Origin of the sequence: Tissierella pigra, from assembly GCF_009695605.1 — a bacterium.
GTDB lineage: Bacteria > Bacillota > Clostridia > Tissierellales > Tissierellaceae > Tissierella > Tissierella pigra.
Genome location: NZ_VUNQ01000014.1, coordinates 46,830 through 67,668, shown reverse-complemented (window position 1 = coordinate 67,668; position 20,839 = coordinate 46,830). Strand labels below are relative to the sequence as shown.

Below are 20,839 nucleotides of genomic sequence, written 5' to 3'. Positions count from 1 at the left end.
TTTTATGACCTAAGCTTTGCATCAAAAGTATTTTCTAAATCTTTAATAATAGATTCTTGAATATTATTTACTTCATCATCCCGAAGAGTTCTTTCATAGGATCTATAAGTAATAGAATATGCTACACTCTTCATTCCTTCAGGGATTTGGTCTCCAGTATATATATCAAATAATTCAATTTTTTCTATTAAACCTTCTCCATGTTTAGAGATTATCTTTTGGATATCACCTACTAATATATTTTCATTAACTACTAAAGCTAAATCTCTCATCATTGCTGGATATTTAGGTAGAGGTTTATATTTAATTTCTAAATTAGTCTTTTCAACTATTTTATTAAAGTCTAATTGAGCTATATATACTCTTTCTTTTATATCATAGTTTTCAAGAACATCTATATGAATCTCACCTAATATTCCTATTTCTTCACCATCATGTATAAGCTTAGCAGTTCTACCAGGATGGAAACTAGTATTATTTTCTTCTCTAATATATTCTATCTCTTTGATACCAAGTCTACCTAAAGTCTTATCTACAATTTCCTTTAGGTCAAAAAAATCCTTATTTCCATAGATGCCTATGGATAAGATCTTCTTCTCAATAGGTAATCCTTCTATAGGTAAAGATTTTGATATAAATGAATTCCCTATTTCATATACAGAACACTGTTCTACACCACGGTTATAGTTTCTACTAAGAAGTTCCATCATATTTGGTATAAGTGTAGTTCTCATTACACTATAATCTTCTCCCAATGGATTAATTAGCATTATATATTTTCTTAAAGGGCTACCTTCTGGCAGCTTAATTTTGTCATATGCCTTAGGACTAATAAATGAGTACGTCATTACTTCATTTAGACCTAGTCCTTGAAGAATATTCTTAGTTCTATCTTCAATTCTTCTTCCATAAGGCTTTTCACCTCTAGTTAAAGTACCAATTAAAGGTTTGCTCTCTATATTGTGGAATCCATAAAGTCTACCGATTTCTTCAATTAAATCAGCTTCTATTTTAAGGTCAAGTCTAAAGGTTGGTATATTCACCTTAATTAAGTCTTCTTCAAGTCTTGATTCAAGACCAAGTCCATTTAAATAAGAAATCATTTCTTCTGTGGAAATATTAATTCCTAAAAGTTTATTTACTCTATTTGGTCTTAAATCTATTGCTGTTTCCTTTTTTACATCCTTATATATATCTATATCTCCTTTAACTACTACTCCAGCACCAATTTCTTCAATCAGTTGACATACTCTATCTACTGCGATTTGGCTTAAATTAGGGTCAATTCCTTTTTCAAATCTTGTGGATGCCTCAGTTCTCAGTCCAAATCTCTTTGATGTAAGCCTTACACTTCTTTGATTAAAGTTTGCACCCTCTAAAAGTACAATTTTAGTGTTATTTGTAATTTCACTATTAAATCCACCCATAACTCCAGCAATCCCAATAGGCTGTTTTTCATCTGCTATAATTAAATCTGAAGCACTAAGTTCTCTTTCTGCTTCATCTAATGTTAGTATTTTTTCTCCTTCTTTAGCTTCTCTTACAATGATCTTTTTCCCTTCAACTTTATCTAAATCAAAAGCATGTAACGGCTCCCCATATTCAAGCATTACAAAATTAGTTATATCTACAATATTACTTATTGGTCTTATTCCTGCCTCCATAAGTCTAGTTTGCATCCAAAGTGGTGATGGTTTTATATTTACATCTTTTATTACCCTAGCATAGTATCTATTACAATTATTAGAAGGTACTTCTATGGAATCAACATAATCCTTTATATCTTCTACTTCATTTTCTATATTAATAATAGGTTTTTTTAATGGAATCTTAAATGTAGCAGAAGTTTCCCTTGCCATACCTATAATACTTAAACAATCAGGTCTATTTGGTGTAATTTCAAATTCTATTACATCATTATTTAATCCCATTATTGTAACTATATTTTCTCCCAAGGGATATTCATTATCTAATACAAATATACCATCTTTCATTTCTTTTGGTATAACATTGTCACTATATCCTAATTCCTTTAAAGAGCATAACATTCCAAAGGAATCTACTCCTCTAAAGTTTGTTTTTTCAATTATAATATCTCCTGGTAGTTTTGAGCCTACAGCTGCAACAGGAATGTAATCTCCTTCTTGTAAATTATCAGCACCAGTCACTATTTGAAGTACTTCTTTTCCTATATCTACTTTACATATAGTAAGCTTATCTGCGTCAGGATGTTTCTCCAAACTTAAAATTTTTCCAACTACTATATTTTCTAAACCTTTATTTAAATTTATAATTGACTCTACATGAGATCCAGATAGAGTAAGTCCATCTGCTAATATCCTAGAGTCTTTATCTGTTTCTATATAATCTTTTAACCACTTTACAGGTAATAGCATATTTTCACTCCTTTTCTATCTAGAATTGTTCTAAAAATCTATTGTCATTTTCAAATAATAAACGAATATCATTTATACCATATTTAACCATGGTAATTCTATCGATCCCCATTCCAAAGGCAAATCCACTATATTTTTCAGAATCAATTCCACAATTTTCCAAAACTTTTGGATGCACCATGCCACAACCTAATAACTCCATACTCCATCCAGTAAAATTACAAGCAGTACATCCCTTTCCTCTACATTTCAAACATGTTACATCTACTTCTGCTGAAGGTTCTGTAAATGGAAAATGATGAGGTCTATATCTAGTTTTCATATCGTCTCCAAACAACTCTTTTATAAATATATCCAATGTATGAATAAGATTAGCCATATTAATATTCTCATCTATAACTAGACCTTCCAATTGATGGAACATTGGTGAGTGTGTATCATCTACATCATCAAATCTAAAAGTTCTACCTGCTGAAACAATTCTAAGAGGTGCACCCATTTCCTTCATTGCTCTAATTTGAACGGGAGAAGTATGAGTTCTTAGTACAATATCATCAGTTATGTAAAATGTATCAGATAAATCTCTAGAAGGATGATTTTCAGGGGAGTTTAACGCATCAAAGTTGTTCTCTACTGTTTCGATTTCTGGTCCTACAACTACTGAGAAACCCATGGATATAAAAAGATCCTCTAACTCCTCTATAGTAGCCAATAGGGGATGTTTATGTCCTAATTTTTTCTTATTTGTAGTCATGGTTATATCTATTTTTTCTTTATTTATTCTATTTCTTTTTAGTTCTTCTGTTAGTTTCCCTTTCACAGAAGCAATAGCATCTTCTAATTCATCTCTAATTTCATTAGCCACTTGACCTATTATTGGTCTTTCTTCTGCTGCTAATTTTCCCATATCTCTCAAAACAGAAGTTAAATCACCTTTTTTTCCAAGATATTTTACTCTTAATTGTTCAACTTCCTCTAATTCTGATATTTTCTCAATACGATCTAAAGCAATTTCTTTTATTTCTAGTAATTTATCTCTCATATTTTCCTTCATATTCCTACTCCTTTACCATAGTATAAAAAACAAGACCTTTAAAACAACAAAGGTCAAATTGTAAAAGTATTTATTCAATTATAGCACCTAAAAATTTAAAACACAAGATTTATTAGGCTCTCTGTTTCATTGCCTCATACATTATAATAGATGCTGCTATTCCTGCATTTAAAGATTCGGCCATACCTGGCATAGGTATTTTTATTAATCCATCAGATAAAGAAAATACTTCTTCACTTACTCCCTTTGATTCATTACCTATACTGAGAATAAATCCTTCCTTAAAGTCTATCTCGTATATAGGAGTACTTCCACTTAAGGAAGTTGAGTATATTTTTATATTTTGATTTTTTAATTCCATTAAATCTGCTACAGAATTGGAAATATAATATAGAGGTACTCTAAATATAGAACCCATAGTCGCCCTAACTACTTTAGGATTATACGGATCTACACAACCATCTGTAATTATAACTCCATCTATATTAAAAGCATCAGCAGTTCTTATGATAGTTCCCATATTACCTGGGTCTTGTACTCCATCTAGAAATAGTAAAAATGGTTTTTTTATTTTTTCTATTTCCTTTATATTATTATATTCATACATTGCAGTTGCCAATATTCCTTGAGGATTTTCAGTGTCAGATATTTCTTTGAGAATATTTTGAGATACATAAATTATATTATCTAACGACTTTATTTTTTGGAAAATCTCCTCTCCATCATTGGTTTTGAAAAGTTGGTCTGTATATATTATATTTTTAATAGGATAGCTATTATCAATAGCTTCTTCCACAATTTTTATTCCTTCAATAATAAAGGACTTATTTTTCACTCTATCTTTTTTTCTATATAATGATTTTATCTCTTTAATTAAAGGATTTTTTAAACTAGTAATTTGAATCATACTATTCACCGACTTTTTGCTCTATTCTTTTAATATCTTTAGAACTTCCTATAACTACTAATATATCGTCTCTCTTAATTATAGCCTCTCCGTTTGGTGAAATATTAATGCTATTGCCTCTTTTAATAGCCATTACATTTATTCCATATTTAGTAGAAAGTTTTAATTGCACTAAGGATTTATCTTCCCATTCTTTTATAGCAGTTATTTCCAAGATACTATAGTCTGGCGATAGCTCGATAAATTCCAATATATTTGTAGAAACTAAATTATGTGCTAATCTAACTCCCATATCTCTTTCTGGAAAAATAACTCTATCAGCACCTATTTTCTTCAGAACCTTCCCATGTAAATCTGTCAACGCTTTAGCCACTACTGTATTTATTCCCAACTCCTTAGTGACTATAGTTGCCATAATAGAAGCCTCTATATCTGAACCAATGGCTACAACTGCTACATCAAAGTTTCTCAATCCTAAATCCTTTAATACCGTTTCATCCATTACATCAGCTTGAACAGCATGGGTCACTTCCTCAGATATTTCTTTAATTATTTCTTCACATCTATCAATTGCTAATACTTCATTTCCCAAACTATATAGTGTTCTAGCAACTGCACCTCCAAATCTTCCACATCCTATAACTACAAATGATTTCATAAAAATATCTCCCTTCTATCCTACCATAATATTGCCTTCTGAATATCTAAAGTTTCCATGTCTACTTTTTCTAGAAAAAACATATGCCATAGTTAAAGGTCCAACCCTTCCTGCATACATAGTCAATAATATGACTATCTTTCCAAAGTTAGTAAGATTAGGTGTAAGTGCTCTAGAAGATCCTACAGTTGCAAAGGCAGAAGTAGTTTCAAATAAAACATCCAGGAAATTTGCAGGTTCTGTTACTGTCAGTACAAAAGATACTGCAATTATTAAAATAATTCCAACTGTAACTATGGCTAAGGACCTGTTTATTACATCATATCCTATTCTCTTTTTGAAGGCAACAACATCCTTTTCACCTTTTATTACTGCTATAGTAGTAAGCATAAGCGTTCCAAAAGTAGTGGTTTTAATTCCTCCTCCAGTAGATCCTGGAGAAGCACCAATAAACATCAATATAATAGTAAGGAATACTGTAGTATCATATAACCCAGTTAAATTAACAGAGTAGAATCCTGCTGTTCTAGGAACTACAGATTGGAAAAATGATGCTATTAATTTCTCTCCCATACTTAGGTGTTTAAGAGTAAGAGGATTATTATATTCTATTAAAAAGAATATTACCATTCCAGCTAAAAGTAATGTACCTGTAATTGATAATACTAATTTAGAATGTAGACTAAGTTTCTTAAAGCTTCTATTTCTAGTAATGTCTATATATACAGAAAAACCAAGTCCTCCTAATATTATTAAAGCTGATATAGTCATATTTATGGTGAAATCCCCAACAAAAGGTACTATACTATCTCCAGTAAGATCAAATCCAGCGTTGCAAAATGCAGATATAGCATGAAATACTGAAAACCATATTCCCTTAACCGTTCCATATATTGGTATAAATCTAGTAGATAGGAAAATAGCACCTATGCCTTCTATGGCAAATGTAGACAGTACAACATATTTAGTTAATTTCACTAGTCCAGACATGGTCTCTTGATTTAGCTGTTCTTTTATTACTAGTCTTTCCTTTAAAGTAATTTTCTTCCCTATAAGCAATGCTCCAATGGTAGTCATAGTCATAAAACCTAGGCCTCCCATTTGTATAAGTATAATTATTACAATTTGCCCAAATAATGACCAAAATTCACTTGTATTTACTACTACAAGTCCTGTTACACACACTGCTGAAGCTGAAGTAAATAATGCATTAATAAACCCAACACTCTCTCCTGTTTTTGCTGCTATAGGTAAGTTTAACAATAATCCCCCTATAAATATTAGACTTGCAAAACCTAATGCTAAAACTTTAGGAGGGTCTAAATGGAAACCTTTTAATTTCTCCTTTAAATACCCCATACTGATTCCTCCCACTTATTATATACACCTTAGTATCCCTAAATGAAATAAATATATAAATAAAAAGACTTTAGAATCAGCCTTTTTTGAAATTCATTTATGGCATAATAATTGCCTTATAGATTATAAAAGAAAATAAAAGTCCCATAACGGAACTTTTATAATTAATTACCTTTTGCAATTTCAACTAGTTTAGCAAAACCTGCAGCATCATGTATAGCCATTTCTGAAAGCATTTTTCTATTTATATCAATATTTGCTTTTTTAAGACCATCTATGAATTTGCTATAGCTCATTCCATTTAATCTTGCAGCAGCATTGATTCTTGCAATCCAAAGTTTTCTAAAATCTCTTTTTCTTTGTTTACGTCCTATATATGCATAATTAAGTGATTTCATAACAGCTTGGTTAGCAGTTCTAAATAATTTAGATTTAGCTCCGTAATAGCCTTTGGCTTGTTTTAATACTTTTTTATGTCTTTTTTTGGCATTTACTGCTCTTTTTACTCTTGCCATCTATAGTACCTCCCGTATATCTATATAGTTTTTTTATGGTATCATTGAATCTATTCTTCTTTGGTCACCCTTACTTACTAAAGTGCCTTTTCTTAAATTTCTAACTCTCTTTGGTGATTTTTTACCAGTTTTATGGCTTTTATAAGCTTTGAATCTTTTTAATAAACCTGAACCAGTTCTTTTAAATCTTTTTGCTGACGCTCTATGAGTTTTCATTTTTGCCATGATGTTACCTCCTTTATTACTCAGTTCTCGGTGTTAAGTACATTACCATACTTCTTCCTTCTAATTTTGCAGGTTTCTCTATGATTCCAAACTCTCCAGTTAGTTTAGCAAAATCATTTAATACTTCTCTACCTATTTCTGTATGACCCATTTCTCTTCCTCTAAATCTAACTGATACCTTAACTTTATCTCCTGACTCTAAAAACTTACTGGCAGTTTTAGCTTTTACATTTAGATCATGGGTTTCAATATTAGGTGTTAGTCGGATTTCTTTAACGTTGATTATCTTTTGATTTTTTCTAGCTTCTTTCTCCTTTTTAGCTAATTCATATTTGTATTTACCGTAATCCATTATTCTACATACAGGTGGATTAGCAGTTGGAGCTATTTTTACTAAATCTAATCTTTTTTCCTCGGAAATCTCCAATGCCTTCTTAATAGGCACAATTCCAAGTTGACTTCCATCAACATCAATTAATCTTACTTCCTTATCTCTGATTTCTTCATTAATCTGAAGCTCTTTGATAGTACAGCACCTCCTAATTATTCTTAAAAATATTAAAAGCGGGTATAGAATACCCGCTTAATCTCATAGAAAAATATATCTTAGTTATAATAAGACTTTTTTTAAATAACCTTATGAGCAAAGCTATAAGGTGAGAAGCGGACACTTCTACTTAAACCCAATATTTAATTTACTTAATTATTATATGACAAGGATAGTTGTTTGTCAAATATATTTTATATTTTGTTTGTTAATTTTCAAGAACCTTCATATTTCTTGTTTCTTTTTAAAAAAGTCTAAAATAATCTGAAGATATTTCTTTTGTATAGCAAGATTGACAATAAGTGAAACTCCTATTCCAATTAATGTATCAATTACTCTATGTAATGCAAAATACATTGGAGCTATATCTCCTCCATGGGAAACAGTTATACTTAAAAATACTACACAGCTAATATATGTTGAACTAGCCCACTTTAGAAATACATTGGTATATATAATTGGAATTAAAAATAAGCTTAATAGCAAATAATGAATCCAATTAAATAATTCAATTTCTAAGAAATTAATCAGAATTATGGATAAAAACCCATATACTCCACCTATTAAAGTTCCTACAATTCTACTTTTGCCTACTTCAAAACTATTGGCATGGTCACTTTGCATACATAGAATTGCTGCTATTACTGAATAGAAGGGTAATCCTTTTCTAACAAAGCTTAATAAAAAGCATATATATACAGATATAACTGTTTTAATAACTCTCATTCCTGGTAGTTTTATCTTCTTATGTTGTTTTTCCATACTATCCCCTTTTAAAATTAATCAAAACTAAAGCCTTCTCCTAGTACTTCATTAACTAACCCCATGGTTATAAATACATTTGAATCTATACCTTGAGCATAGTTCTTAATTCTAATATATTGTCTTTTGCCAACAACTGTACTTATTATTGTTTTTTCACTTCTAGAAAATCCTCCATTGGCAACATAAATTGTAGTACCTCTTTTTATTTCATTAATTATATAATCATTTATCTCATTACTTTTATCACTAATGATTATAACATTCAATCTTTCATTAAAACTTGCAATCATATTATCTATTACATATGCATTTATAATAAGACCTAATAAAGCATATAATCCAAGTTTTAAACCAAAACTAAATGTAGCAAATACTATAATAATAAAATCAGATAAAAGTAATGCCTTTCCTATGTTTAAATGAGTGAATTTATTGATTATCTTTGCTATAATATCAGTCCCTCCAGTAGAGGCATTTTGAGAAAAAATTATAGCCATTCCTATACCTTGTATAATTATTCCATAAATTAAATTTATTGTCAAATCATCTATTATAGGCGATTCTAACGGAGTAATTATTTCAAGTAGATATATAATTCCTGATAATAGAAAGCTTGAATATATGGTATATCCTCCAAAGTCTTTTCCAATTACTAAAAATGCCAATATAAAAAGAAAGATATTTACGATCCCCATTATTATGCCAATTGGAATAAATTTGAATATATTATTTATTACCATGGCAATTCCTATTGCACCACCTACAGCTAGATTTTCTGGCAATAAAAAATAATATAGCCCTAAAGCCATAATAAATACACCAAAATTAATCAGCATAAATTTTTTAAAATTAATCTTCATAGGCACTTCTCCACAATTGATTGTCCTTTAATGCCTCTATTAATGTATTGGCTATATTAGTAGGAGTATCTGACATATATATACCAGAATCCTTCATTGTTTTTATTTTTTCTTCCGCAGTACCTTTACCAGATGATATAATAGCTCCCGCATGCCCCATCCTCTTTCCAGTTGGCGCTGTTTTTCCACTAATAAAACCTACTACGGGTTTTCTCATGTTTTCTTTAATCCACAGAGCAGCTTTTTCTTCTGCATTTCCGCCTATTTCTCCAATCATAATTACTGCATCTGTATCTTCATCTTCATTGAAAGCCTTAAGTACATCTATAAAATCAGTTCCATTTACAGGATCTCCTCCAATTCCTACAGCAGTTGATTGTCCAATTCCTTTTTGAGATAATTGATGTACTGCCTCATAGGTCAAAGTCCCAGAACGTGATACAATCCCTATTCTTCCTTTTTTATGTATATATCCTGGCATAATCCCTATTTTACATTCTTCTGGTGTAATAATTCCTGGACAATTAGGACCAATTAATCTAGTTTTTTTGCCTTCCATATATCTTTTAACTATGAGCATATCCCTTATAGGAATATGTTCAGTAATACAAATAATCATATCTAATCCTGCATCTACACCTTCTAGAATTGCATCTGCTGCAAACTTAGCTGGAACATATATTATCGAAACATTTCCTCCAGTATTATCTACAGCCTCTTGCACAGTATTAAATACAGGTATACCTTCAACTTCAGTATTTCCTTTTCCTGGTGTTACTCCTCCAACTATATTAGTTCCATACTCAAGCATTAGTTTTGTATGATATGCAGCAGTATTACCTGTTATTCCTTGTACTATTAGTTTAGTGGATTTATTTACCCATATACTCATTATTTAGCCACCTTTCTATTTTATTAATTCTAATATTTTCTTAGCACCTTCATCCATATCTTTTACTGCAAATATATTTAGACTAGAGCTTTTTATTATTTCCATACCCAAGTCTGCATTAGTTCCTTCCAATCTAATTACTAAAGGAATATCCAATTTTAATTCTTTAGCTGCATTGACAATTCCTTTAGCTATAATGTCACATTTCATTATTCCACCAAATATATTGACAAAAATCCCTTTAACTCTATGGTCTAATAATATTATCTTAAATGCCTTGGTAACATTTTCTTCTGCAGCTCCTCCACCTACATCTAAAAAATTAGCTGGTTCCCCACCATGAAATTTTATTAAATCCATAGTAGCCATGGCTAAGCCTGCACCATTTACTACACATCCAATATTTCCATCTAAGGATATATAAGATAAACCATATTTTGATGCTTCTATTTCTTTTTCATCTTCTTCACTTAAATCTCTATAGTTGGATATATCTTGATTTCTAAATAAGCCATTTTCATCAAAGTTTATTTTTGCATCTAAAGCAATTAATTTTCTTTCTGTTGTTAATACCAATGGATTTATTTCGACCAAGGTACAATCTTTCTCCTTAAAAAGTCGATATAAATTCATCATAAACTTTACTCCATCGTTCATTACCTCTATTGGCAAATTAATATTAAAACATATTCTTCTGGCTTGAAATTCTGTTAAACCTATTAGGGAATCTATGATTTCTTTATAAATTTTATTAGGGTTTTTTAATGCTACTTCTTCAATTTCAGTTCCACCTTCTTCAGATGCCATAATAGTTACCCTTGACTTATCTCTATCTAGTACCAAGCCCAAATAATATTCTTTATAAATTTCACATCCTTCTTCTATTAGGACAGCTTTTACTTCCTTTCCTTCTTCTCCTGTTTGATGTGTTATTAATTTTTTACCTAATAGCTCTTTAGAATAATTTTTAACATCATCTATTGATTCAGCTATTTTAACTCCTCCAGCTTTTCCACGTCCACCAGCATGAATTTGAGCCTTTACAACTGCAATATCAGTTCTTATTCTCCAAGAAGCCTTTTCTGCATCTTCTGGATTATGTATAACTTCTCCATTAGGAACTGGAATCCCGTAGTTTCTTAATAACTCTTTTGCCTGATATTCATGTATATTCATTTTTATCCCCCCACTTTATTTTTCAAAAAAATAACTCAGCAAAAATTTGCTGAGTTATTACTATAATCTTACAAAACAAGTATTGCAAAACAAAAAAACCTTTCTACAATAGAAAGGATATTATTAATAGAGTAGAACAAGTCTTTAGTCTACTTTATAAATAACACCTCCTCATCCTCGTGAGCAATAAACAGCGTTTTTATCATTGGCAGGTCTCCTGACTAAAGAATAACAAACTTTACTCCTTCCCATACTTTAAAGTACAGTGGTATCTATAAAGTTCTATCTATCACAGTGGCGGGACCGTGTCGGAATTAAACCGAGCTTCCCTTTTAAATAATCTTATATAAGATTATACCAACGATTAAAATATTAAATTTTAAGAAAAATATATCATATTAAATACTAATTGTCAAATTATAGATTTTAATAGAACATCATTCAATATTATTTATAATATTGATATTAGTCTTTATAGAAAAAAATTACTATATAAGATAACTTTCTCTATTTTTTAATAGAGAAAGTTATCTTATTATATTTATTTTGCTAACTCATATAAGGCTTGAGCATATATTTTTGTAATCTTCATTAAATGTTCTATGGATATATATTCATCTCTTTGATGAACTACATCTGGTTGACCTGGAAACATTGGTCCAAATGCTACAGCATTTTCCATGGCTCTAGCATAAGTTCCACCACCAATAGTAATGGCATCACTATTTATATCTCCTGTTTGTTCCTTATACACTTTCATCAATGTTTCCACTAAAAAGCTATCCTTTGGAACATATAATGGCTTACTATCACTTCTGCCTTCAACTAACTCTAATTTTGTTCCTTTAATATTCTTCTTTATACCTTCATACACTTCCTTTGAGCTGCCTCTTATTGGATACCTAACATTTATAGTTAAGATTATCTTATTATCCTCTAGTTTAATAAGTCCTGGATTAAAATTTAATTTTCCTGACATATCATCTTCTAATCCACATCCAATTCCTTCACCATTATGTTTGAATCCTATTCTTTCATTGTAAATATTTATAAATTCACAAATATCACATTTACCTTCAAGTATATAACCTAAAAAGTCCATTAAATATGAAATAGCATTTTCTCCTTTTTCTGGAGTGCTTCCATGGACTGATATGCCTCTTGCTATTGCTTTTACTTGATTATTATCTATATTTATATCTATTGGATTATTTTTATCCTTTATATATTCCTTATATCTTTCATCAAAGTTATCTATATCCTCTACTTCTAAAGTAGCCTCTGCATAGTCTGGAACCATATTGGGAGCATTTCCACCTTTTAAATCTATAAGTTTGGTACTTCCACATATACTTAAATCTATTTTTTGCTCTAGATTAAATACTATAATTCCCTTTTCCCCGTATATAACAGGAAAATCTGCATCTGGTGTAAATGCCATAGTGGGAGCTTTTTCATGCTTGAAGTAATAATTCATACATCCCCAACCTGTTTCCTCATTTGTTCCAAGTATCAATCTAATCTTCCTATTGAGACTTATACCAGATTCTTTTAGAGCTCTCATAGCATAAAGTACAGCAACAGCAGGTCCTTTATCATCTACAGTACCTCTGCCATATATTTTCCCATCATGAATTTGTCCACCATAAGGAGGATAAGTCCAACCTGTACCTTCTGGTACAACATCAAGGTGAGCTAAAACTCCTACTGTCTCTTCTCCTTGTCCGAACTCTGCATATCCAGCATAGCCCTCTAAATCTTTAGTATCAAATCCTAGTTTTTCTGATAGTTCTAGACCATATTGAAGTGCTTTATAAGGTCCCTCCCCAAAGGGCATATTCTCTTTTGGTTCTTCTTCTACACTTTTAATTTTTACTATTTCCTGAGTTGATGCAATAATTTCTTCCTTATAACTATCAATTAAATTTATAAAATTCATTTTATGCTCTCCCCTTTCCTGCTTATGATCATTATACCTTTGTTATTATTTTCATTCAACTTTATTATTTTTCTTTTATATAAATCCAATTAAATGGTTACACTAACCTTAGAAAAATTAATAAGGTGGGGATATCTTGAAAAAGAAGAAAATAATATTTTTGTTTTTAGTATTAGGGTTAATTGCATCCTTTATACTTATTTACGATGGTTTTTTCCCAACTAAAAATTTTGCGTCATTTAAAGTTGGAGATAGACTATTAGTATGGTCAATTACTCTAATCCTATTTATTCTCTATACTCATACAGATAGTAAACCTCAATTAGTCCCCTCAGTTCTATCTATTGAAAAAGATGCAGGAAAAGAAAAAGATAAATCAGATGTATCTTTTAAAGATGTAGCAGGACTAGACGAAATAAAAGAGGAGTTACAAGAAACTATTGATTTTATCAACAATTTTATGAAGTATAGAAAAATGGGTGCTAAAATACCTAAAGGTATTTTATTCTATGGACCTCCTGGAACTGGAAAAACTTTATTGGCTAAGGCAGTTGCAGGAGAAACCAATTCAACTTTTCTTTATGCCTCTGGATCAGAGTTTGTTGAAAAATATGTAGGAGTAGGTGCAAAGAGAGTTAGAACTCTTTTTGAAAAGGCAAAAAAAGAAGCACCAGCTATTATCTTTATAGACGAGATAGATGCCATAGGTGCTAGAAGAAATTCAGAGTCCAATAATGAAAAGGATCAGACATTAAATCAACTTTTAGTTGAAATGGATGGATTTAATTCTAATGAGACTGTTATAGTAATTGGTGCAACCAATAGACTAGATTTATTAGATGAGGCTCTGCTTCGTCCCGGTAGGTTTGACAGACATATATTTGTAGGAAATCCAAATGTGAAAGCTAGGGAAGAAATCTTAGAGGTTCATACTAAAAATAAACCTTTAGACAAATCAATAGATATTAAGTCCATAGCAAAAAAAACTACAGGTTTGTCTGGTGCTCAATTAGCCAATATTGCCAATGAAGCAGCTATTATTGCTGTAAGAAAAAATAAAAACATTATATCCAGTCATGAGTTTGATGCAGCAATTGAACGAGTTCTTGCAGGGTTAGAAGTTAAAAATCCTAGTATTCTCAGAAAAGAAAAGGAAACTGTAGCAATACATGAGGCAGGTCATGCACTTGTGTCTAAATTATTAGCCACAGATATAGTACAAAAAATATCTATAGTTCCAAGAGGTCAGGCTTTAGGCTATGTACTTAAATTTCCAGATGAAGAAAGATACCTATTAACTAAATCAGAACTTCTCAATAAGATAACTTGTCTATTGGCAGGAAGAGCTGCAGAAGAACTGATATTTAGTGAAATAACCACAGGAGCTAAAGATGATTTAAATAAAGCAACAGATATTGCAAGAGAAATGGTATGTAGTTATGGAATGAGTAGTTTAGGTACCATGGCTTTAGATAATAATTTTATGAGATATAATTCTGATGTAATTAGAATTGAAGTAAAAAAAATTACAGACGAAAGATATAAGGAAGCAATTCAGCTTATAGAGGAAAATAAAGAATTACTTCAAAATATAGCAAATGTCTTACTTGAAAATGAAACCATTGATAATGATGAATTAGACAATATATTTGAGAATCATAGGAAATCTAAACTACCATGTGCCATAAATAGCAATTAAAAATAACTCCGACTTCTGATAACAGAAGTCGGAGTTATTTTCTATTTCTTTTCTTTTACTTCCTCTACTACTTGAGAGATAAATTCTTCAACTTTAATTTGACCTTTGTCTCCCTCATCTCTTTTTCTTACAGATACTAATTGTTCTTCTACTTCTTTTTCACCTACCACTAACATATAAGGTATCTGCTGTAATTGAGCTTCTCTTATTTTATATCCTATTTTTTCAGATCTATCATCAATTTCTACTCTAATTCCCTTATTTTCCATTGACTTTTTAACTTCATAAGCATAATCATTAAATTTATCTGATATAGGAAGAATTGTTGCCTGTATAGGAGCTAACCAAACTGGGAATTTACCTGCATAGTGTTCTATTAATATTCCCATAAATCTTTCCATACTTCCATATATAGTTCTATGAATCATTACTGGTCTTTTCTTTTCATTATCCTTATCTACATAAGTTAGGTCAAATCTTTCTGGCATTTGGAAATCTAACTGAATTGTACCACATTGCCAAGTTCTGCCTATGGCATCTTCTAATTGGAAGTCAATTTTTGGTCCATAGAATGCTCCATCACCTTCGTTTACAATATATTCTATATTCTTCTCTTTTAAAGCCTCTATAAGACCATTAGTTGCTATTTCCCATTGTTCTTCACTTCCCATTGAATTTTCTGGTCTAGTTGATAATTCTATATGATATTTAAATCCAAATATATTGTACATATAGTCAGCCAAATCTATTATATTTATTAATTCATCTTTAATTTGAGAAGGAAGTGTATATAGATGGGCATCATCTTGCACAAAAGACCTTACTCTCATTAATCCATGCAATGCACCTGATAATTCATGTCTATGAACTAATCCTAATTCACCTAATCTAAGAGGTAAATCTCTATAACTATACATCTTTGATTTATATGTCAATATGGATCCTGGGCAGTTCATAGGTTTAATAGCATAATCTTCTTTATCAATTTCTGTGAAATACATATTTTCTTTATAATGATCCCAGTGACCTGATTGGTGCCATAAGCCTTCATTTAATATAATAGGAGTTTTTATTTCTCCATAGCCTCTCTTAGTATGCTCATCTCTCCAAAAGTTTTCTAATATATTTCTTATGACCATTCCTTTTGGATGAAAGAATGGAAATCCTGGTCCTTCTTCATGAATACTAAATAAATCCAATTCTTTACCTAATCTTCTATGATCCCTTTTCTTTGCTTCTTCTAATCTATTTAAATGTTCTTCTAAGTCCTTTTTCTTTTCAAAAGTTGTTCCATAAATTCTTTGAAGCATTTTATTTTTCTCGTCTCCACGCCAATATGCTCCTGCAATACTTAAAAGCTTAATAGCCTTAACCTTCTTAGTATCATATAAATGAGGTCCTGCACAAAGATCAGTGAATTCTCCTAAAGTATAGAATGATATTTCTTCATCTTCTGGAAAATGTTCAATTAAATCTACTTTATATGCTTCTCCTTTTTCCTTAAAATACTCTAAGGCTTCATTTCTATCCATTACAAATCTTTCTAATATATGACCTTCTTTAACTATTCTAGCCATTTCATTTTCAATCTTTTCTAAATCCTCTGGAGTAAATCTATGTTCTGTATCAAAATCATAATAGAAACCACTATCTATAGCAGGTCCTATGGCAAATTTAACTCCTGGAAATAAATTTTGTACTGCTAAAGCCATTATATGAGCTGATGTATGCCAAAATATAGCTTTTCCTTCTTTATCTTCAAACTTAACTACTCTAAATGTTGAATCTTCATTTATAGTCTCCTGCATCCCTTTTGTTTCATTGTTTACCACTGCTCCAAGTGCTACTCTTGCTAGCCCTTCAGATATATCTTTAGTTATATCTAGTACAGATACTCCTTTGTCATATTCTCTAACTGCACCATCTGGTAATGTTATTTTTATCTTTTCCATTTCCATTCCTCCTAATCTATAATTGTCTAAATAATAATTCCAAATTAAAAATGTTATTTCACCTATGTCAATTATGTTTAATGTATTAAATAATAAAAAACCTTTCATACCTACATGTAAATAAATACATATAGGGACGAAAGGTTAAATTCGTGGTTCCACCCTAATTACTTCTCAATTTATATAACGCTAAAAAGCGGACATCCATTACGGATTCGGCTCAGGGGTAGTTTTCATATATCTTTATCTTGAGGAAACTTTCAGCCACGATTTCCTCTCTCTTAAAGCAAATAATATACTACTCTTCCCATCAATACCTATAATATTAATTTATGTTTTTAATATTCTAACATTATCAAATATATATGTCAAGCAATTATTTATATTATACCATTATATTTCTATTTTAAACTTTTGATTACCTCTTCTATGGAAATATTTTTTTGTTCCCCTGTTTTCATATCTCTAAAAGAATAACTATTGTTTTCAGCCTCTTCCTGTCCTATTACTATGACATAAGGAATATTTAACTTATCTGCATAGTTGAATATCTTACCGATCTTTCCACCATCTACATAAACTTGAGAATATATTCCAGCTTCTCTTAAAGCATTGGCAGCCTTTACTCCATTATCTATAAATCCATCCATTGGAATAATTAAAACTTTAGTTAAGGAATTATCCTCTGATTTAATGATTTTAGCTTCCATTAGCTGATAGAAAAGTCTAGTAAATCCTATGGATATACCCACTCCTGGTAATTTTTGCTTAGTATAGTGTGTGGCTAAATCATCATATCTACCACCAGAGCAAACAGAACCAATAGAAGGATATTCATCTAAGAAAGTCTCATAGACTGTACCAGTATAATAATCCAATCCTCTAGCAATTGTTAAATCTATTTTATAATTGTCCTTTGGTACTCCAAAAAGATTAATATACTTATTTACTTCAAATAGTTCTTCTAATCCCTCTTTGAATACTTCATTATCAATTCCTAGATTGTTTAATTCTTCTAATACTTCCTCATTTGATCCTTTTATATTTATAAATTCTTTTATTCTTTGAATAGCATTATCTGTAATATCTAAGGATTTTAATTCTTTTTCTACACCATCTATGCCTATTTTATCTAGTTTGTCTATGGCTCTAAGTACAAAGGTGGAATCTTCAATATCTATACTCTGGAAAAATCCTTTTAAAACTTTTCTATTATTAATCATTATAGTAAATGAATCAAATCCTAGATCTTTAAAAGTAGAATAAATAACAGAAGGAATTTCAGCATCATTTATTATATTAAGACTACCATTTCCTATAATATCTATATCACATTGATAAAATTCTCTAAATCTACCTTTTTGATTTCTTTCTCCCCTATATACCTTTCCTACGTGGTATCTTCTAAATGGAAAGCTTAACTCTGAATAGTGTTGAGCTACATATCTTGCTAAAGGTACAGTTAAATCGAATCTTAAAGACATATCTGTACTTCCTTTTTCAAATCTATAGATTTGTTTTTCCGTTTCTCCACCACCTTTAGCTAAAAGTACCTCTGTTTTTTCTATTACAGGAGTATCTATTGGAAGAAATCCAAACTTTTCATAATTTCTTCTAATTGTATCTAACATTTTATTAAATAAAATCTGATCTTCTGGTGTTAATTCCATAAATCCTGGTAAAATTGATGGCTTAACTATATCTTTACTCATAATATACCTCCATATGTATCTTTTATTATTATAATAACAGATAAAACTATTATTTCCAATTATTTTTAAAGAAAAAGAAGTTGATTAAATCAACTTCTTCACTTGCCTTTTTTAACTTTAGTCTTTATTTCACATTTTTCACATCCATGACAAAATTCTATTTTATCTCCAAATACTTTTGAGATTACTGAAATTAATTCCTCTTCTTCTCCTTCTTCAATATGAATCTTTATTTTTAAAGGAGAAATCACTATTAAGGAACTTACTAAAAGATCAGCTTTACTTATATCCTTATAAAATTCTTCTTCTGGTGTATACTCTAACAAACCGTTTTCTATTATATTATTGTCCTGATCCAGCAGAAAATAATCATTATTTTTAATTATTACATTAACTAACTCATATTTTGGTTCCTGTACATCTACAAAATATTTAAGCATATTCATAAACTCTTGATATTCCTTTTCCACTTCAAATTCTCCTATGGATTTTTCAATTGAAATATCAAGTATATATATATATCTTCGTAATCTAAAATTCATAAATCCATCTATTATTATATGGTTATTTTCAATTATATGGTTAAGAATTTCTTCATTAATTTTATTTTTTTCTTTTATATAATAATTTTGGTTCAATATAGTTGAATGAGCAGAGGCAAATATTATTTCTTTATCAGCAGAAGAATAGTTACCACATATTTTTAATACTCTATCTATAATTATAGGTTTAATATATATTTCCAAAATAATATCTTGAATTAAATTAGCTATCGCTCTATAAAAAGCAATATCTTCTATATTTCTTTTATTATTTAAAGTAAATTCAAATTCATACCTTTCTTGATAGTCTTCTTCTCTAATAGTTACTTTAGAATCGGAGAAATACCTATTTATTAGATTTTGTACTTCATCTTTTTTTAGATTTCCACCAATTTTTATAGCCTGCATTGTATCACTCCCTTCTTTTACTAGTATGTACTTAGAGAGTAGACATATACAATATAAAGACTTACTCTAATGGTAATTTAGAGTAATAATCGTACCAATATCTAGTAGTGTTTTTTGAGATAAAAAAATTAATTCTACTCTATTATCCAAAAAAAAATTAAAAATTTCCGTTTTATTAGGATGCTCATTTAAAGTACCAGATATAATAGATTTTTTATTGTATAAACTTCCATTTGTTCCACCTATGAAACCATAATTTTGATCTTTTAATATAATATTTCCTGGATTAACTAGTAAAATTTTATATCCTAAATCAGTTAATCTTTTATACATAGGATAATCGGAAGTTATTGCTGAATCTTCTCCAACTACAGCTAGGGAACATTTGCTATATCCTTGCTTTACATTTATAAACTCTATATTTTCTTTTTTTAAATAAAATTTCAAGACATTATCTGTGTATTTAAAATTATGAATTGCAATTCTTGAAAGTCTCCCTACATTATATGCAATATCGTCAGGATATTTACAACCCAAATATTTTTCTCCTTTAATTAATTTTATACCTGTACCTTTTAACTCTTCCTTATAATAGTCAAATACATTTGGAGCTATAACTAAAGTATTGTGATTCAATGGATGAATTACAATATCTGGATGATACGAAATACTCTCATGAACTTCATTACATTTTATAGTTTTTATTATTTTCAATCCCAATTTTTTTAAATTATTTTCAATTTCTTCATCTATTCTTCTATCTACAATGACTACATCAGCCATATATTTTGGAATAAAAGGATTCATATATTGTCCTCCTTAAATTTTCAAAGAAAAAAAATCTCTGAGATTTAGTCTCAGAGATAATCTGGAATCCTTATATGGATTTAAACTGAAAGAAAAACTTTGCAGTTCTATATAAACTCCAAATTTAATTCTCTAATATTTAATAGCAGTCTTAAATATAGTTAATTTCTTGTTCTCTATTTTACACCTTATTATTATATAATATTTTCTGCTTTTAATAAATATATTCAGAAAAAAGATTAGGATTAAGTTCTTAATCTAATAAACTTTTTAACACTTTAGGAAGGTTTCCTTTATTAATTTATATCTGAACGTAAATTCTACATAAATAAGAATTTATAAAATCATAAGATAGGTGTTTTTTTAACTCCACAATAAGAAATGCTAAAGATTTTTCTTTAATCAATGTGTTATATATAACAAATA

Annotated in this window: 18 protein-coding genes, 1 riboswitch and 2 other annotated features; of the genes, 1 reads left to right on the top strand and 17 read right to left on the bottom strand. The window is 29.7% G+C overall.

All coding sequences use genetic code 11. From position 1 onward, the window contains the following. Positions 1–2: 2 nt before the first annotated feature. From pheT to pepV, 13 genes are all read right to left on the bottom strand, one after another. Complete coding sequence (gene pheT / locus FYJ83_RS08250; protein WP_154439855.1) at positions 3–2,396, bottom strand: phenylalanine--tRNA ligase subunit beta; 2,394 nt, start codon at positions 2,394–2,396, stop codon at positions 3–5. 19 nt (positions 2,397–2,415) lie between these two features. Continuing rightward, on the bottom strand, positions 2,416–3,438 hold the full coding sequence (gene pheS, locus FYJ83_RS08245; protein WP_154439869.1) for a phenylalanine--tRNA ligase subunit alpha: 1,023 nt from the start codon (positions 3,436–3,438) through the stop codon (positions 2,416–2,418). 124 nt (positions 3,439–3,562) lie between these two features. Next, entirely contained in the window at positions 3,563–4,357 is a 795-nt protein-coding gene (gene rlmB / locus FYJ83_RS08240) for a 23S rRNA (guanosine(2251)-2'-O)-methyltransferase RlmB (protein ID WP_154439854.1), read from the bottom strand. 1 nt (position 4,358) lies between these two features. Beyond that, complete coding sequence (locus FYJ83_RS08235; protein ID WP_154439853.1) at positions 4,359–5,015, bottom strand: potassium channel family protein; 657 nt, start codon at positions 5,013–5,015, stop codon at positions 4,359–4,361. A gap of 15 nt (positions 5,016–5,030) precedes the next feature. Then, positions 5,031–6,374, bottom strand: a complete 1,344-nt coding sequence (locus FYJ83_RS08230) for a TrkH family potassium uptake protein (protein ID WP_154439852.1) — start codon at positions 6,372–6,374, stop codon at positions 5,031–5,033. Positions 6,375–6,538: 164 nt separating this feature from the next. Next, positions 6,539–6,889 carry a 50S ribosomal protein L20 gene (gene rplT, locus FYJ83_RS08225; RefSeq protein WP_154439851.1) on the bottom strand — a complete coding sequence of 117 codons (351 nt, stop codon included), beginning with the start codon at positions 6,887–6,889 and terminating at the stop codon, positions 6,539–6,541. 33 nt (positions 6,890–6,922) lie between these two features. Further along, the gene (gene rpmI / locus FYJ83_RS08220; RefSeq protein WP_154439850.1) at positions 6,923–7,114 is read right to left on the bottom strand and encodes a 50S ribosomal protein L35; all 192 of its coding nucleotides are present in this window, start codon (positions 7,112–7,114) and stop codon (positions 6,923–6,925) included. Between the two features lie 16 nt (positions 7,115–7,130). Further along, positions 7,131–7,673, bottom strand: coding sequence for a translation initiation factor IF-3 (infC, locus tag FYJ83_RS08215; protein WP_216585972.1), 543 nt, complete (start codon positions 7,671–7,673; stop codon positions 7,131–7,133). Further along, positions 7,665–7,799, bottom strand: a sequence feature (ribosomal protein L20 leader region). (Overlaps the previous gene by 9 nt.) 87 nt (positions 7,800–7,886) lie before the next feature. Beyond that, positions 7,887–8,423, bottom strand: a complete 537-nt coding sequence (locus FYJ83_RS08210) for an FUSC family protein (protein ID WP_154439849.1) — start codon at positions 8,421–8,423, stop codon at positions 7,887–7,889. A gap of 17 nt (positions 8,424–8,440) precedes the next feature. Then, the gene (locus tag FYJ83_RS08205; protein ID WP_154439848.1) at positions 8,441–9,286 is read right to left on the bottom strand and encodes a YitT family protein; all 846 of its coding nucleotides are present in this window, start codon (positions 9,284–9,286) and stop codon (positions 8,441–8,443) included. Beyond that, positions 9,276–10,178 (bottom strand): succinate--CoA ligase subunit alpha, encoded by a 903-nt coding sequence (gene sucD, locus FYJ83_RS08200; RefSeq protein ID WP_154439847.1) that lies wholly within the window; start codon positions 10,176–10,178, stop codon positions 9,276–9,278. Before sucD ends, FYJ83_RS08205 begins: the two co-directional genes overlap by 11 nt. Before the next feature lie 15 nt (positions 10,179–10,193). Then, positions 10,194–11,354 (bottom strand): ADP-forming succinate--CoA ligase subunit beta, encoded by a 1,161-nt coding sequence (gene sucC, locus FYJ83_RS08195; RefSeq protein ID WP_154439846.1) that lies wholly within the window; start codon positions 11,352–11,354, stop codon positions 10,194–10,196. 190 nt (positions 11,355–11,544) lie between these two features. Beyond that, positions 11,545–11,731, bottom strand: a riboswitch (cobalamin riboswitch). Positions 11,732–11,895: 164 nt separating this feature from the next. Then, positions 11,896–13,293: a dipeptidase PepV gene (pepV, locus tag FYJ83_RS08190; RefSeq protein WP_154439845.1), complete on the bottom strand. Its 1,398-nt coding sequence runs from the start codon at positions 13,291–13,293 to the stop codon at positions 11,896–11,898. Positions 13,294–13,429: 136 nt separating this feature from the next. Here pepV and ftsH point away from each other — a divergent pair, with 136 nt between their 5' ends. Then, positions 13,430–14,992 (top strand): ATP-dependent zinc metalloprotease FtsH, encoded by a 1,563-nt coding sequence (gene ftsH, locus FYJ83_RS08185; RefSeq protein WP_154439844.1) that lies wholly within the window; start codon positions 13,430–13,432, stop codon positions 14,990–14,992. Between the two features lie 41 nt (positions 14,993–15,033). Here the strand turns inward: ftsH and thrS are convergent, their stop codons facing one another. The 4 genes from thrS to FYJ83_RS08165 form a co-directional block, all read right to left on the bottom strand. Further along, positions 15,034–16,944 (bottom strand): threonine--tRNA ligase, encoded by a 1,911-nt coding sequence (gene thrS / locus FYJ83_RS08180; protein ID WP_154439843.1) that lies wholly within the window; start codon positions 16,942–16,944, stop codon positions 15,034–15,036. 129 nt (positions 16,945–17,073) lie between these two features. After that, positions 17,074–17,267, bottom strand: a binding site (T-box leader). 78 nt (positions 17,268–17,345) lie between these two features. Then, entirely contained in the window at positions 17,346–18,656 is a 1,311-nt protein-coding gene (hisS, locus tag FYJ83_RS08175; protein ID WP_154439842.1) for a histidine--tRNA ligase, read from the bottom strand. Between the two features lie 98 nt (positions 18,657–18,754). Continuing rightward, positions 18,755–19,606 carry a putative sporulation protein YtxC gene (gene ytxC, locus FYJ83_RS08170; protein WP_154439841.1) on the bottom strand — a complete coding sequence of 284 codons (852 nt, stop codon included), beginning with the start codon at positions 19,604–19,606 and terminating at the stop codon, positions 18,755–18,757. A 66-nt stretch (positions 19,607–19,672) separates the two neighbouring features. Further along, a complete protein-coding gene (locus FYJ83_RS08165) occupies positions 19,673–20,413 on the bottom strand; it encodes a DUF6873 family GME fold protein (protein ID WP_154439840.1) in 741 nt (246 codons plus the stop codon). Between the last annotated feature and the right edge of the window lie 426 nt (positions 20,414–20,839).

Bases quoted from the DNA above. Each gene is read 5' to 3' on its own strand.
- pheT (WP_154439855.1), bottom strand. From the start codon at position 2,396: ATGCTATTACCTGTAAAGTGGTTAAAAGATTATATAGAAACAGATAAA.
- pheS (WP_154439869.1), bottom strand. From the start codon at position 3,438: ATGAGAGATAAATTACTAGAAATAAAAGAAATTGCTTTAGATCGTATT.
- rlmB (WP_154439854.1), bottom strand. From the start codon at position 4,357: ATGATTCAAATTACTAGTTTAAAAAATCCTTTAATTAAAGAGATAAAA.
- FYJ83_RS08235 (WP_154439853.1), bottom strand. From the start codon at position 5,015: ATGAAATCATTTGTAGTTATAGGATGTGGAAGATTTGGAGGTGCAGTT.
- FYJ83_RS08230 (WP_154439852.1), bottom strand. From the start codon at position 6,374: ATGGGGTATTTAAAGGAGAAATTAAAAGGTTTCCATTTAGACCCTCCT.
- rplT (WP_154439851.1), bottom strand. From the start codon at position 6,889: ATGGCAAGAGTAAAAAGAGCAGTAAATGCCAAAAAAAGACATAAAAAA.
- rpmI (WP_154439850.1), bottom strand. From the start codon at position 7,114: ATGGCAAAAATGAAAACTCATAGAGCGTCAGCAAAAAGATTTAAAAGA.
- FYJ83_RS08210 (WP_154439849.1), bottom strand. From the start codon at position 8,423: ATGGAAAAACAACATAAGAAGATAAAACTACCAGGAATGAGAGTTATT.
- FYJ83_RS08205 (WP_154439848.1), bottom strand. From the start codon at position 9,286: ATGAAGATTAATTTTAAAAAATTTATGCTGATTAATTTTGGTGTATTT.
- sucD (WP_154439847.1), bottom strand. From the start codon at position 10,178: ATGAGTATATGGGTAAATAAATCCACTAAACTAATAGTACAAGGAATA.
- sucC (WP_154439846.1), bottom strand. From the start codon at position 11,354: ATGAATATACATGAATATCAGGCAAAAGAGTTATTAAGAAACTACGGG.
- pepV (WP_154439845.1), bottom strand. From the start codon at position 13,293: ATGAATTTTATAAATTTAATTGATAGTTATAAGGAAGAAATTATTGCA.
- thrS (WP_154439843.1), bottom strand. From the start codon at position 16,944: ATGGAAAAGATAAAAATAACATTACCAGATGGTGCAGTTAGAGAATAT.
- hisS (WP_154439842.1), bottom strand. From the start codon at position 18,656: ATGAGTAAAGATATAGTTAAGCCATCAATTTTACCAGGATTTATGGAA.
- ytxC (WP_154439841.1), bottom strand. From the start codon at position 19,606: ATGCAGGCTATAAAAATTGGTGGAAATCTAAAAAAAGATGAAGTACAA.
- FYJ83_RS08165 (WP_154439840.1), bottom strand. From the start codon at position 20,413: ATGAATCCTTTTATTCCAAAATATATGGCTGATGTAGTCATTGTAGAT.